Origin of the sequence: Streptomyces sp. RP5T (assembly GCF_003933965.1) — a bacterium.
Classification (GTDB): domain Bacteria; phylum Actinomycetota; class Actinomycetes; order Streptomycetales; family Streptomycetaceae; genus Streptomyces.
Genome location: NZ_RSAJ01000207.1, coordinates 1 through 13,755 on the forward strand (window position 1 = coordinate 1; position 13,755 = coordinate 13,755).

Genomic DNA, 13,755 nt, shown 5'->3' on the forward strand with positions numbered 1-13,755 from the left:
GGCCTGCGGCGGGTGGTAGGGGCCTGCTGCTGCGGCTGCCGTTCCCCCGGCAGCGGAGAGGGCGCGGGCTGGGGCTGTACCGCGGGCTGGGGCTGCGGCTGGGCCGCCGCCCTCGGCGGTGTGGGGGGGCGTCGTCGGCTGAGCCGGCGGCTGGGTGTCCGTCACGCCGGTGTGTCCCGCCCGGCCGACACGCACCGTTCAGTCGTGCGCCACGACGGCGACCGGGCACGGGGCGCGGTGCGTCGCCGCGTGCGTGACGGCCCCGGTGCGGGCGCCCGGGCGGCCGGAGCGGATGCGGCGTCCGACCACCAGCAGTCCCGCGTCCCGCGCGGCCTCCGGCAGCACCTGCGAGGGCCGCCCCTCCAGCACCCGCTCGTGGACCTCCACGCCCGGGAACTTCTCGCGCCACGGCTTCACCGTTCCTGCCAGCGCAGCCGCCGCCGCAGCGGCCGCCGCCCGGGGCGCCCTGGCCACCGTGGGGGTCCGCACATAGGGCAGACGCCACGTGTGGACGACCCGCAGCGGCGCGGCACGCAGCGCCGCGCTCTCGAAGGCGAACGACAGCAACTCCTCGCACGGGTGCCTCGGATCGACGCCGACCACGACGTCACGGTACGGCGCCTGGACCGAGGGCCGACCCTCGGCGTCCGGCAGATGCTCGCCCGCCGCTGTCGCATGGGCCTGCACGAGCACGACGGGCCTGGCGACACGCCCCACGAGCACCTGGGCCACCGACCCCGCGAGGAACCCGCCGACGGCACTGACGGCCCGGCTGCCCAGCACCAGCAGTTCGGCCTCGGCGCCCACCGCGGTGAGGACGTCGGTCGCGGAGCCCGCGATCTGCCGGGTGCGCACGGCAAGCTCCGGGTGGCCTTCGCGCAGCCGGTCGGCGGCGTCCGCCAGCATGCGCCGCGCCAGACAGCGCGGCCAGTTGAGTTCCGGCTGCTTCGTGTCACAGGGCGAGGTCACGCCCTCCCACGCCTGCACCACCTCAAGGGGCAGACCACGCCTGAGGGCTTCCCCGGCCGCCCAGTCGGCGGCCGCGAGGCTCCGGCCCGAACCGTCCAACCCCACGACAACAGGGCGCACCACGGTCAACACCCCCTTCGACCGGCGCCCGCACGTCGATGTGCGGACCTCCTCCACCTCAGCATCGCCGCACGGACGACCCTGCCGTCAGAGGCCGGAACGTCCAGAGCACCTGGCCGAACGGCCCCTTCGCCATGGGCCACTTCGCCGGGCCCCGCCCCAAGTCCGACCGCGCCGTCGGTCCGTTCGGCCTCCACACGAGGACCAGCGGCCCCATCCGCCGCGCCGACGGCAGCGGGACAGTGACAGGAACCGTTGTCCCGCACGAGGGGAAGGGCGCCTCATGAGTGCCGTGACACCCCACCGACCGGCGTCGCCGCCGGTGAAGTCGTCCCCAAGTCTCCTCGCCCGCCGCGACCTTGAGGGTTCCTGGCTGCTGCGCCTGTACCGGCGCCGGGTGCCCGGGCGCGTTCGGCGGGCCGTCGCCTCCCGTACGTCCGTCGCGGCACGCGCACGGATGAAGCAGTACGTCGCCGTGGCGCCCTCCGCGCGGCACATCGTGGGCAAGGCGCGAGCGGTCCGTCTCGTGCACGCGAAGCCCGGCCTGTGCGCGGGCTCCGACCGGGCGGTGCGCCTGGTGCGCGACGTTCCCAAGATCGTGCTCGTGCGCCCGGACGTGTCACCGCTGCAAGCACGCAACGACAACGCGGCAGCGGTGCGCCGCGCCCTCGACGAGGCGGGCATCGACTACTTCTGCGTGCGCGGCCGTTCCCACACCTCGGCGACGGTGGCGGTGGCCGCCGACGAGCGGCCGCAGGTGCTGCGCGCCCTGGCCCGGGCCTGCCGGTCGCGGCCCGGCTACGTCTGTTCCCTGGACAGGCGGTGGCACGAACAGCGCACCACGCGACCGGGATTCGGAGGTACCGCCTGGCGGTGGCTCGCGTCGGCCGACGTCATCCGCGTGACCTGGTACTACGGCGATCCGGCGGGGCGGCTGACACTGGGCCCCAAGTACGGCTGTGACGTGGAGTTCTGGACGGGGGAGGAGGACACACTGGTGGCCCCGCGCCCGAACCGTACGGCCGAACAGGTGCCCCGCACCGACACCGCCGTACGTGCGTCGGACTCCCTGTTCACCTGGCTGGCCCCGGCCGAGAGCCCCCTGCCGGCGGTGCGCACCCGAAGGGAGTTCGCCCGTCCCGGCCCCGACGACATCCGCTTCCCGGTGGACGTCGTCTACACGTGGGTCGACGGAAGCGACCCGGAGTGGCTGCGCCGCCGTACGGCCTGCGCGGGGCCGGGGTACCACGCGGAGGCCGCCAACGCGGCGCGCTACCTGAACCGCGACGAACTGCGCTACTCGCTGCGCTCCCTGAGCCAGTACGCGCCCTGGGTGCGGACCGTCTTCCTGGTCACCGACGAGCAGACACCGTCGTGGCTGGACGTCACGGCGCCCGGTCTCCGCATTGTCGGCCACAAGGAGATGTTCAGCGATCCGGGCCTGCTGCCGACGTTCAACTCCCATGCCATCGAGAGTCAACTGCACCACATCGACGGCCTGTCGGAGCATTTCCTGTACTTCAACGACGACGTGTTCCTCGGCCGGCCCACCACGCCCCAGGACTTCTTCCTCGCCAACGGCCTGACGAAGTTCTTCCCCTCGACCGTGCTCATCCCGCCGGGCCCGCCGTCCGAGGACGACGTGCCGGTCGCGGCCGCCGGCAAGAACAACCGTGCCCTGATCGAGGCGGAGTTCGGCACGGTCATCAGCCAGAAGATGAAGCACACCCCGCACGCGCTGCGGCGCGAGGTGCTGTACGAGATCGAGGAGAGATTCCCGGACCTGCACCGGGCCACCGCGGGCCACCGGCTGCGCAGTCGCGACGACCTGTCGATCGTCTCGTCCTTGCACCACTACTACGCGTTCCACACGGCCCGGGCCGTCCCCGGCCACCTCCGCTACGCCTACCTCGACCTCTCGCACCCCGCGCTGGCGGCTCGCCTGGGCACCCTGCTCGCACGGCGGGACCGGCACGTGTTCTGCCTCAACGACACGGTCTCCGGCGAACAGGACCTCGCGGCGCAACAGCCCCTGGTGACCTCGTTCCTGGAGAGGTACTTCCCCGTTCCCAGCCCCTACGAGGTTCCCGGCCCGTACGAGGCCGAGCCCGGCACCCGGTGAGCGCGGTGCGACGGTTCGGGCCCGGCGTTCGGGGCCTCAGCTGTGCGCCACCACGGCGACGGGGCAGCGCGCGTGGTGGATCGCGGCGTGCGTGACCGGGCCGGTGTGCGGGCCGAGTCGGGCCTCGCGCACGCGGCGGCCGACGACGAGCAGTCCGGCGCCCGACGCGGCGCGCACCAACCGGGTCGCCGCGTTGTCCTTGACGGATGTCTCGGTGACCTCGACGCCGGGGTATTTGTCGCGCCAGTTCTGCAGCACCGCGGAGAGGAAGGCACGCCACTCCTCCTCGCGCCGGGGCCCTTCGCCGACACCGGGCTCGCCGGGACCGAGAGCGACGGCCGAGGAGTTGTCCCAGGCGTGGATCGCGTGCAGCGTCGCACCGCGCAGCCGTGCCGTCTCGAAGGCGAAGTCGATCACCTCGTCGCAGGGGTCGCGCACGTCGATGCCGAGCACGACGTCACGGTACGGAGTGCGCGGCGACGTACTGCCGTCCGCGTCCGGAAGGTGCTCGTCCTCGGACCGCTCCCCGGCCTCGACCAGGACGACCGGGCGGGTGGTGCGGGCCACGACGGCCTGGGCCACCGACCCGAGGAGGAATCCGGTGAAACCGCTCAGCCCGCGCGAGCCGATCACCAGCAACTCGGCCTGCTGCGCGGATCGCGACAGGACCTCGGCCGCCGGGCCTTCGATCTGTTCGTCGGTGACCCGCACCTCGGGGAAGGTCCGTGTGATGCGGTCCTCCGCCTCGCGCAGGATGCCCCGGCCCACATGGCGGCGCACCGCGCCGGCCGCGGCGGAGGACGTCCGGCCCGGGGTCCAGCCGGAGGCGTGTACCAGGTGCAGGGGCACATCGCGGCGCACCGCCTCGCGGGCGGCCCACTCCGCGGCGGCCAGGCTCTCGGGGGATCCGTCGACTCCTGCGACGACCGGTCGTGACATGGCGGGGCACCTCCGTGGTCCTTGCGTGGTCTGTTCCTGTCTCCATCGTCGAGGCGACCTGCCACGCGTCCGATGGGCCACCGGTCCCGCGCGTTGGCCCGTACGGCCCCTGCGGGCACAGGAGGGAGGGGCGTCGGCGGCCAACCCGCCCTCGCCCCAAGGGTGATGCGGCGCTCAGCGACTCACTGGTCGGCCGGGCTGATCCGGCGCCCCGTCAGGCTTCTGGGCCGGATCGACACCCACAACTCTCGCTCGCCCCCCGCCCAGGGGTCGGTGCGGGCGCGGTCGGCCAGCCGCCGTACCTCGTCGGGGTCCGTGACCGCGCGGGCCGGGCCGACGGCGAGCACACTCCAGCCCTGGCTCATGATCTCGTTCACATGGTCGACCTCGAAGGCGACATCCGCTCCCACGGCCGCCGCCGGGGCCGAGCCCGGCCTGGTCCGGAAGACGATGGCGTCGTCGACGACCGCGTAGTTCACCGGGAGCACGGCCGGGCCATCAGGAGTCGACACCGCGACGCGTCCCACGCCGTGCGTGGAGAGCCGGGCACGGCATTCATCCGGTCCCAGATCGTGCAACTGCGGGTGCAGGAGTGCGTGGCCCTGGCCCGAGGGCAGATCGGCGCCGCCTCCGCGCAGGGCCGCGACGGTGGTGCCGAGCGCGTCGGCCAGCCTGATGAGACTCGCGAGGCCCGGTTCGGCCGGCCGTTCCTCCAGGTACGCCAGGTATTCCGGCGCCATCTTGGCGCGGTGGGCGGTCTCCGCCCGCCCCAGCCCCTTGCGCCGACGCTCGGCGGCGATACGCCGGCCGATGTCACCGGGGCCGGGCGCCCGGTCCCGCGGTGTCCCTGCGGAGCCGTCGTCGGCCTGCTCGCTCGCCGTCCCGGGCCGTGGCTCGACGTGACGTACGTGCGCGTCGGGTCCGGGGAACACGAGCGTCACCTCGTCCGTGTCCGACCAGTGCACGTCATAGGGAGGCGTGCCGTCCTCGTGGTGCAGCCCCACGATCTCGCCGTCGCGCCTGGTGGCGCCCGTGGCCGGACTTTCGACGACGAGTTGATCGCCGAGTTGAGCTCGCATGATCGCCACCGCTTCCTCGGTAGGGTGCTCCGCCCGACGGCTCAGCCCGCGGCGGAGTCGATGTTCTCGTCGGGAACCTCGCTGAGCACGGTCGACAGGTCGGGGTGGATCTCGAAGGTGTCGGCCAGCCGGGCGCCGTCCAGGATGCGCAGGAAGCAGCTGTTGTCGGTGACGAGCCGGAGCCGGCCCTGCCGGGCCCGCGTCCGGTTCCTCGTCCTGCACAGCAGGCGAAGTCCGCTGCAGTCGATGAAGGACACGGGGCGCAGATCCAGCACCAGGTCGGGACACGGCCCGGCGGAGAGGGCGTCGAGACGTGCCGAAAGGGACGGCGCCGTAAGGATGTCGATCTCGCCGCGCACTTCCACCACGGTCGTGCCGCCGACGACTCGTTCCGTGTGGCAGGGCGCGGGCCTGGTGTGGTTCTCGGCCATACACAGAGAAAAGCCGTATGCCGGGGCCGGGGGTAGGGCCGACCGGCCCCCAGTGACCGGAAAAAGGGTGATAAGGGGACTTTTGTGCTCGACGGGTTGGTCGCCGCAGGGTGTACGCACCTCGGCGCCGAGGGCTGAACAGGCTTGCGCGGGTGGGACGTTCGGCCCCGCCGGGAGGGCCTCGCAGCCCCTGCCGCACCCGTTGCCGGAGCGGGACATTGAAAGCGCAACGAGCAACCGTAACCTCGCGCGCCACCCTCGAAAGGGATGAACACCATGGCAGTTCACGACCAGCCCCACCGGCACGTGCGGTTCCACATGCCGTCCGTGCGCAAGGCCGGGGCCGCCGAGCGGCCCGCCGGAGAGACCCTCACTCTGACGGCGGCCAGTGCACACGTCCTCGCCGGGCTCCGCGTCCTGACCGGGTTCGTCTTCCTGTGGGCCTTCCTCGACAAGACCTTCGGCTTCGGCTACGCCACCCCCTCCGGCAAGGGCTGGATCGACGGCGGCTCGCCCACCAAGGGTTTCCTCAGCTCGGTCGCCGCCGGGCCGATGGAGTCCACCTTCCACTCCTGGGCCGGGGACACCTGGGCGAACTGGCTGTTCATGCTCGGCCTGCTCGGCATCGGCCTCGCCCTGATCGCGGGCATCGGCCTGCGGATGGCGGCCGTGGCCGGCACCGTGATGATGGCCCTGATGTGGATGGCCGAATGGCCGCCCGCCAAGCACCTGTCCGACGGGTCGCCGAGCATGTCGACCAACCCGTTCGCCGACTACCACCTCGTCTACGCCGTCGTCATCATCGCCCTCGCGGCCGCCGGTGCCGGCGCCACCTGGGGCCTGGGGAAGGCCTGGGCGCGACTGCCGTTCGTCAGCCGCAACCGCTGGCTCCTCTGACCGCACAACGGTCCCGAGCCGGGGCACCGCCGCATCGCCGCGGCGGTGCCCCGGCCTTCGTACGGCGCCGCTGAGGCCTGGTCCCGGATCACCGGCCCGTCTTCAGCGGCACCGTCCATTCCAGCAGCGTGCCGGTCGGCCGGCCGGGCGCCAGAACGAAGGTGCCGCCGAGGTTCTCGGCCCGGGTGCGCATGTTGGCCAGGCCGCTGCGGCGGGTGACACCGGGGTCGACGCCGCGTCCGTTGTCGGCGACCCGCAACCGCAGCGCACCGTCGACCAGTTCGACCGTGACCTCCACGGCGCCGGCGTGGGCGTGCCGGGCGACGTTGGACAGGGCCTCGCGCAACACCGCGAGCAGTTCGTCGCGGTGGTCATCGGGCACATCCGTGTCCAGCAGACCGCTCATCCGCAGGGCGGGTGCGAAGCCGAGCGGCTCCGCGGCCCGGGCCACCTCGGTCACCAGCCGGGCGCGCAGACCGGCGCTCTCGGACCGCTCGCGCTCGCGCAGCGCGTAGATGGTGGACCTCACGATCTTGATCGTGTCGTCGAGGTCGTCCACCACCCGCTGGACGCGCTCTGCGGTCTCGGGCTGGTCGGTGAGGCGGTTGAGGACGGACTGCAGGCTCAGCCCGCCGGCGAACAGGCGCTGGATGGCCAGGTCGTGCAGGTCGCGGGCGATGCGGTCGCGGTCGTTCAGGATGAGGACCTGTTCGGCGTCGCGGCGGTGCTCGGCGATCTCCAGGGCGAGTGCGGCCTGGTCGGCGAACCCCGTGATCATCTCGATCGCGGCGTCGGGGAAGGCCGGTCCGTCCCGCCGGTTGGCGACCAGGAGCACACCGCGCACCCGCTCCGGGGTCCCGAGCGGGATCAGGAACGCCGGGCCCAGATCCAGCACGGCACCGCTGCCTGAAACGGCGCGCGGGTCCTGACTGAGGCAGGCGCTGACGATGGTCTCACCGGAATCGAACACCTTGGCGGCCAGACTCGTACCGGCGGGCAGCGACAGGCCCCGCACCCGGTGGGCGTCGATGCCGTCGGCGGCCTCGATGACCAGGTTGCCGGTGGCGCCGACCGGTACCGCCAGGGTCACCAGGTCGGCTCCCGACAGCTCGCGGACCATCATGGTGCACGAGTCCAGTACGTCCACGGGATCGGCGCCCGAGAGCAGCCTGCGGGTCAGTTCGCCGCTCGCGGCCAGCCGGCGCTCCCCGCGGCGGGCGGCGTCGTAGAGCCGGGCGTTGTCGATCGCCACGCCGGCCGCCGCCCCGAGGGTGCGCAGCACCGCCTCGTCGTCGGCGTCGAACTGCCGTCCGCCGCTCTTCTCGGTCATGTAGAGGTTGCCGAAGATCCGGTCGTGCACCTGGACCGGGGCGCCGAGGAAGGTCGTCATCGGCGGGTGGCCGGGCGGGAAGCCGACCGAGTCGGGGTGCTCGCTCAGGTCCGGCAGGCGCAGTGACCGGGGATCACGGATGAGCAGGCCGAGGATGCCCTCACCGCGCGGATAGTGGCCTATGCGGGCAATGGTCTCCTCGTCGATCCCCACCGTGATGAACTGCTCGATGCCGCCCTCGTCCCCGATGACGCCGAGCGCGCCGTACCGGCAGTCGACCAGCTGCACCGCCGACTCCACGATGCGGCGCAGCACCACGTCCAGGTCGAGGCCGCTGCCGATGGTCAGCACCGCGTCCAGCAGGGTGCGCATCCGGTTCTGGGAGCCGCGGACCAGCTCGATCTGCTCGTACAGGTCCTCCAGCAGCGTGTCCAGACGCAGCTGCGGGGTCAGCGAAGGCGGTCCTGAATCATCGTTCGGGTCGCTGCTGCGCTGGTCCATGGTGATCGCCTCCGACGCTGCGACGTCTCCCTCCCCATCATGGACCGACCGGCGCTCGAACACAGCCGCTGGCCTTCGTTCGGTGAGAACGTACGAGGGTGTCAGGCCACGAGGGTCCGGGCCGCGTGGGGCGTGCGGTGCGCCGGAGGCTACGGGCGGACGGTCGACCGGTCGCACCCGCGCCGAGGCGGCGGGGGACGTGCCCGCACGGGTGCGAAGCGTACGAGCACACGGCCGACGACCCACGTGCGACCGCGGCCCCTCCTGAGGCCGTCCCCCTGGCGCGGGCGCCGGTTCCGCCGGGGACGGGGGAGCCCCTTGCGGACTACGTACCCGGCGTCCGCGCCTGGTCCAATGATCACGCGTGGGCCCCGGCGGGAAGAGGGGCGAACGGCCCTGATCCTGGGCCGCTCGGTTCCTTGCCCGGCGGACGCCGTCAGGGTGAGCTCAGCGGGGCGGACGGCGGACGACCATCGCGCACGGCTCCACAGGCCGCAGACGCCCAGGGTGCCGAACCGCTCCGGCCCCGCCGGATGATCACAGCTGCTTCTCGGGCTCGTACGGCTCGGTTCCGCCCATGTCGAGGCGGAACGGCGGATAGACGTCCGTCATCAGGGCGGCGTAGGCGGCCACGCGCAGCACCCAGCGGTTCAGCCCCAGGATCAGGTCGAACAGGCTGCGGGGGTACTTCTCGGTGAAGGCCAGCGTCACGGCCGCGATCAGCGCCAGCACGGCCACCAGGCCGCCGTCCCACCAGCCGACGTGCCAGCCGCCGAGGAAGAACCCGATGACGATGTAGTGCGGGATGGCCAGCAGCCACCACTTCACCAGCACCAGTCCCCGGGAGAGCCGCTCGGGGTAGGCGATGTCCAGCCGCGCCGGGTAATCGGGCTCCTCGCCCAGACTGAACGGCGGATAGCGGTCGGTGCCCAGGGCGCCGTACGAGTAGTAGGCGACGCGCCAGCTCCAGCGCAGCACGCCGAGGTTGAAGTCGAACAGGGACCGCGGATGGCGCTCGGTGAACAGGATGCTGAAGAACGCGATCACGCTGACCAGGATGAAGGCGATCCACAGGAAGAACAGCACCACGTAGTGAGGGATCACGAGGATCCACTTCACCAGCCACAGCCATCGGGACAGTGACGTGTCGAGCACCGCGTTCACCCGCACGGGACGGTCCGGTGTTCCCGCCAGGGTAGTCATGGCGATCAACTCCTTCGGCCCACGGCGCCGTATGCGCCGCGTCGGCCCAAGCCCAGCGTGGCCGTCGGGCGGCGGCCCGCGCGAGGGCCGGTGGGGTCCGTTCGGGGACCATCGGTCCCGGTCGGAGGGGTCCTCGTACCGCCAGCCCCGTCACCCGGCGCCCCAACCGGCAGGCGGGGGTCGGGATGTTGGGCGCCAGGGCCTTCCGGGTCTGGAAGGGCACCGGTCGGCCCACGCACGCCCCGCCGCCGCGCGGGACGCTGGAAGTGGCCGAGAAGAGGAGGAAGAGATGGCTGGCATGATCGAGCGACTGCCGGGCTGGCCGACCCTGCCCGACCTGTTCAGCTGGGTCGAAACCGGCTTCCCCGGGGGGCACACCGTCCCCGGTCTGCACGGCATCCGCATCGAGGAGCACCTGGCGGACGAGCAGTACGTGCTGCGGGCGGAGCTCCCGGGCATCGACCCCGCCAAGGATGTCGAGATCACCGTCACGGAAGGCGTTCTGACCCTGCGGGCGGAACGCAGTGAGGAGACGACGCAGAAGCACCGCACGGAGTTCCACTACGGCACCTTCGCCCGCTCCGTCCGGCTGCCGGCCGGCGCCAAGGGCGACGAGGCCACCGCTGACTACAAGGACGGTGTTCTCACCGTCACGATCCCGGTGCCCGAGACGAAGACGGGCACGAAGACCATTCCGGTGCGGCACGGCTGAGTGGGGGGCAGGCGCTCAGCCGTACCCCGTGTGCGCGGCCGGTGCGCCGGCCGCGCACACGCCTGTCCGGGGGCCGGCCGGCCCGTCCCGAGGCCCTTCGGCCCCATGACCGGAACGCCCCGCTCCGCCGAGTCTGGGAACACCCGAAGTGGAGGGAGAGGAACGATGACCGTCTCCACCCGCATCGCGATCATCGGCGTCGGCGACCCGGGCCGCCATGACGAGGGCGTCGCCCGTGCGGTGCTCTCCCGGCTGCGGGAGCGGGCCACCGCACGCCCGCTGCCCCCGGCACGCTGCTCGCCGCATGCGACCCCGATCCGGCCCGGTTGATCCGGCTGTGGGAGAACGCGCAGCTGGCCGTCGTACTGGAGCCCGCCCACGCGCGTCCGAGCCGTCCCGGCCGCATCTACCGCCTCGAACTGGACACAGCGGCCCTGTGGCGGGCGGGCACGATGCATCCGCACGGCCTGGGTGCGGCTGTCAGCCTCGCCCGGGCGCTCGGGCGGCTGCCGGGACACCTGGTGGCGTACGCCGTCGACGTCGCGGACATCTCACTCGGACACGGACTGTCCGAGCCGGTCGCCGCGACCGTGGGGCAGCTGGCCGAGCGCGTCGAGGCGGACCTCGTCCGCCACCGGGGTGCCGCGGCCCGGGGCTCGGCCGACGGAGCCCGGGCATGAGCGACGGGCAGGACTTCCCCCGCTTCTCGTGGATCCTGAGGGCGCGGCGCACGGCGGCAGCCCGACGCCGCCGGCGCGCCGCGTGACCGCATCGACCGCACCCTGCCCCGTGACGCCCGTCACCGCGGCCGCCGTCACGGGGCGAGGGAGAAGTAGCTCTCCTCCTCCTGCGTGAAGTGCAGGCGCAGCACCGTGTGCAGCCCGTACAGGCAGGCGCGGAGGTCGTCGAGCTGTTCCGGCGCGAGCTTCCCGTCGGCGCTGAGCGCGAGGTGGGTGGCGATGCGCCGCGAGAGCCGTTCGATCTCGGCGTGGGCGCGGCTCATGGTGGCGGTGGACTCGGGACCGCCGAGGGTGGGGGCGAGCGCCGGATAGAGCTGGTGCTCCTCGGCGTACTCGTGGGGCAGGAGCCGCTCGGTGAGCAGCCGGTGCGCATGGCGCACGGACGCGAGGGCCTCTGGGCCGGTGTCCGTCGAGAGGCGGTCGGCGGCACTGCGCACGGCCTCCAGCACGTCCTGCAGATCGTCGTGTTCGGCCGCGAAGCGGTGGATGAGCGCCTCGGTGGCGGGGGCCAGGGCGGGCCGCGCCGACCGGTCGACACCCAGGGCGCGCAGCGCGTTGAGGATGACGGCGGCGTCGATGCCCTCCTGGAGCAGCGCGCCGACGGCGGGCGGGAGCAGCCCGAAAGCCGCCGCGACCATGGCGGCGAGGGACAGCAGCATGCCGCCGAGGGCGCTCTGCACGGCGATGTGCCGGGCACGTACCGCGATGGTGACGGCATCGGCCAGGCGGTCCACGCGGTCGGTGGTCAGGACGATGTCGGCGGCCTCGGAGGAGGCGGTGGACCCGCGTGCGCCCATGGCGACCCCGATGTCCGCGGCGGCGAGTGCGGGAGCGTCGTTGACGCCGTCGCCGACCATGACGGTGACGGCGCGGTCGCGTTCGGCGCGGACCGCGGCGACCTTCCCCGCGGGACTGAGCTCCGCGTGCACGCCGTCGAGACCGAGCACAGCGGCGACCTCACGGGCGGGCTCGGGGCGGTCGCCGGTGAGCATCAGCAGCCGTTCGATGCCCGCCTCCCGCAGATGGCGCACGGTTCGCGGGGCGTCGCGGCGCACCGGGTCGCTCAGCAGGACCGCGCCGACCGGGAGCCCTTCGACGGTCAGCCAGGCGACCGCCGCGTCGTCGAGGCGGGCGCGATTGCCGACGGCCTCCGCCCAGGGCTGAGGGGCCCCCGCGGTGTCGAAGCGGCCGACGGAGACGGGGCGGCCGTCCACCGTGCCCCGGGCGCCCCGGCCGGGCTCCTCGGTGACGTCGGAGGGGATGGACAGGGCCAGCCCGCGTCTGCGGGCCGTGTCGACGATGGCCTGCGCGAGGACGTGCGGGGAGTACTGGTCGAGGGAGGCCGCCAGCCGCAGGACCTCCGGGGCCGTCCAGCCGGGTGCGGCGGCCACGTCCATGACGCGGGGGCGGCCGCCGGTGAGCGTGCCGGTCTTGTCGAGCAGCAGGGTGCGGGCCCGCCCGAGGTTCTCCAGGGCGCCACCGTCGCGGATCACCACGCCGAGCCGGGAGGCGCGGGACAGCCCGGAGACGATCGCCACCGGCGCGGCCAGCAGCAGGGGACACGGCGTGGCGACCACGAGGACCGCGACCGCCCGTACGGCGTCACCGCTGAGCAGCCAGGCCAGCCCCGCCACCGCGAGGGACAGGGGCAGGAACCAGGCGGCGTAGCGGTCGGCCAGCCGGACCACCGGTGCCGATTCCGCGCCCGCCTGCCGGGCCAGCCGGACGATCTCGGCGTAGGTGCTGTCCTGTTCGGTCGCGGTGGCCCGCAGGTCGAACGCGCCGCCCGCGTTGACCACGCCGCTTCGCACGGCCTCCCCCCGGGGCCGCTCGACCTGGCGTGCCTCGCCCGTGAGCACCGACTCGTCGAGGACGGCCGACGTGCTCTCCACCAGGCCGTCGACGGGGACCACTTCGCCCGGGCCCACCACCAGCAGCTCGCCGGCCTCGACCTCGGCCAGGGGGACCGTGCGTACCCCGGAGGGGGTGCGGCGGCGCGCGGAACGCGGTGCGTGCTCCAGCAGGGCGCGCAGGTCGTGCGAGGCACGCCGCTGAGCGGCGGCTTCCAGGGTGCGGCCGGTGGCGAGCATCAGCGCGATCAGGGCCCCGGCCAGGTACTCGCCGACGGCCAGGGTGCCGCCGAGGGCCAGCACGGCGATCAGGTCCACCCCGGCGTGACCGCGGTGCAGCGCCGCCAGGACCCACGCCACGGCCGGTACGACGGCGGCCACCGTGCCCAGGCCCCACAGCAGATCGGCGAGGCCGCCGGCCCCCGCGAGCCACGCGACACCACCCGCCGCCAGGGCGGCTGCGGTGACGGCCAGCAGAACGGGTTCGACTCGTACGGCGGAGACTGCCGCCCTGAGGCGGTGCAGCGGTCCTGTGTGAGTGGCGAGTCCCATGGCACACCTCGGTCCGTCCGGTGTCGTCCCCGTCCATCCCATCGCCCCGCCGGGTACGGGCGGCAGGGGACGAACGGCTCGAAGCCGGGGCCGAACGGGTCAACCCGGTGTGCGCTCCGCGCGCAGGGCCAGGACGGGACAGGCGGCGACGGCACGGCGGGCGTGGGCCACCAGACGTGCGGGGACGGCTGCCTGTCCGAGGACGGGGTAGCCCCATTCGTCGAGGCCGACGAGCTCGGGGAGGAGCTCGGCGCACAGGCCGTGGCCCGTGCAGGCGATCCGGTCGACGCGCAGGGTCCGGGTGTGGGTC

The 13,755-nt window shown here is 73.4% G+C and carries 13 protein-coding genes; 5 read left to right on the forward strand and 8 right to left on the reverse strand.

Annotation, left to right across the window (positions count from 1 at the left end):
* Positions 1-198: 198 nt before the first annotated feature.
* Complete coding sequence (locus tag EHS43_RS21825; RefSeq protein ID WP_125192454.1) at positions 199-1,092, reverse strand: universal stress protein; 894 nt, start codon at positions 1,090-1,092, stop codon at positions 199-201.
* A 280-nt stretch (positions 1,093-1,372) separates the two neighbouring features.
* Between EHS43_RS21825 and EHS43_RS21830 the strand changes: the two genes are divergently transcribed.
* Positions 1,373-3,211, forward strand: coding sequence for a stealth family protein (locus EHS43_RS21830; protein WP_125192455.1), 1,839 nt, complete (start codon positions 1,373-1,375; stop codon positions 3,209-3,211).
* A 36-nt stretch (positions 3,212-3,247) separates the two neighbouring features.
* On the opposite strand, the gene EHS43_RS21835 is transcribed toward EHS43_RS21830, so the two are convergent.
* From EHS43_RS21835 to EHS43_RS21845, 3 genes are all read right to left on the reverse strand, one after another.
* The gene (locus EHS43_RS21835) at positions 3,248-4,150 is read right to left on the reverse strand and encodes a universal stress protein (protein WP_125192456.1); all 903 of its coding nucleotides are present in this window, start codon (positions 4,148-4,150) and stop codon (positions 3,248-3,250) included.
* Positions 4,151-4,332: 182 nt separating this feature from the next.
* A complete protein-coding gene (locus tag EHS43_RS21840; protein WP_125192463.1) occupies positions 4,333-5,229 on the reverse strand; it encodes a pyridoxamine 5'-phosphate oxidase family protein in 897 nt (298 codons plus the stop codon).
* A 41-nt stretch (positions 5,230-5,270) separates the two neighbouring features.
* Complete coding sequence (locus tag EHS43_RS21845; RefSeq protein WP_125192457.1) at positions 5,271-5,660, reverse strand: STAS domain-containing protein; 390 nt, start codon at positions 5,658-5,660, stop codon at positions 5,271-5,273.
* A gap of 276 nt (positions 5,661-5,936) precedes the next feature.
* On the opposite strand from EHS43_RS21845, the gene EHS43_RS21850 reads away from it, so the two are divergent.
* The gene (locus EHS43_RS21850; protein WP_125192458.1) at positions 5,937-6,557 is read left to right on the forward strand and encodes a DoxX family membrane protein; all 621 of its coding nucleotides are present in this window, start codon (positions 5,937-5,939) and stop codon (positions 6,555-6,557) included.
* A gap of 88 nt (positions 6,558-6,645) precedes the next feature.
* On the opposite strand, the gene EHS43_RS21855 is transcribed toward EHS43_RS21850, so the two are convergent.
* Together EHS43_RS21855 and EHS43_RS21860 are read right to left on the reverse strand one after the other, a co-directional pair.
* The gene (locus EHS43_RS21855) at positions 6,646-8,388 is read right to left on the reverse strand and encodes a GAF domain-containing sensor histidine kinase (protein ID WP_125192459.1); all 1,743 of its coding nucleotides are present in this window, start codon (positions 8,386-8,388) and stop codon (positions 6,646-6,648) included.
* Between the two features lie 537 nt (positions 8,389-8,925).
* Positions 8,926-9,591 carry a DUF4389 domain-containing protein gene (locus tag EHS43_RS21860; RefSeq protein ID WP_125192460.1) on the reverse strand — a complete coding sequence of 222 codons (666 nt, stop codon included), beginning with the start codon at positions 9,589-9,591 and terminating at the stop codon, positions 8,926-8,928.
* Between the two features lie 289 nt (positions 9,592-9,880).
* On the opposite strand from EHS43_RS21860, the gene EHS43_RS21865 reads away from it, so the two are divergent.
* The 3 genes from EHS43_RS21865 (at position 9,881) to EHS43_RS21870 (ending at position 10,983) form a co-directional block, all read left to right on the forward strand.
* A complete protein-coding gene (locus EHS43_RS21865) occupies positions 9,881-10,303 on the forward strand; it encodes an Hsp20/alpha crystallin family protein (RefSeq protein ID WP_125192461.1) in 423 nt (140 codons plus the stop codon).
* A 165-nt stretch (positions 10,304-10,468) separates the two neighbouring features.
* Positions 10,469-10,633 (forward strand): hypothetical protein, encoded by a 165-nt coding sequence (locus EHS43_RS48810; protein WP_312023431.1) that lies wholly within the window; start codon positions 10,469-10,471, stop codon positions 10,631-10,633.
* On the forward strand, positions 10,630-10,983 hold the full coding sequence (locus EHS43_RS21870) for a hypothetical protein (protein ID WP_312023432.1): 354 nt from the start codon (positions 10,630-10,632) through the stop codon (positions 10,981-10,983). Before EHS43_RS48810 ends, EHS43_RS21870 begins: the two co-directional genes overlap by 4 nt.
* Before the next feature lie 134 nt (positions 10,984-11,117).
* On the opposite strand, the gene EHS43_RS21875 is transcribed toward EHS43_RS21870, so the two are convergent.
* Together EHS43_RS21875 and EHS43_RS21880 are read right to left on the reverse strand one after the other, a co-directional pair.
* Positions 11,118-13,445 (reverse strand): heavy metal translocating P-type ATPase, encoded by a 2,328-nt coding sequence (locus EHS43_RS21875; protein ID WP_125192462.1) that lies wholly within the window; start codon positions 13,443-13,445, stop codon positions 11,118-11,120.
* A gap of 99 nt (positions 13,446-13,544) precedes the next feature.
* Positions 13,545-13,755, reverse strand: a 211-nt coding sequence (locus EHS43_RS21880) for a ferredoxin (RefSeq protein WP_260470642.1), incomplete at its 5' end; no start/stop codon positions are given.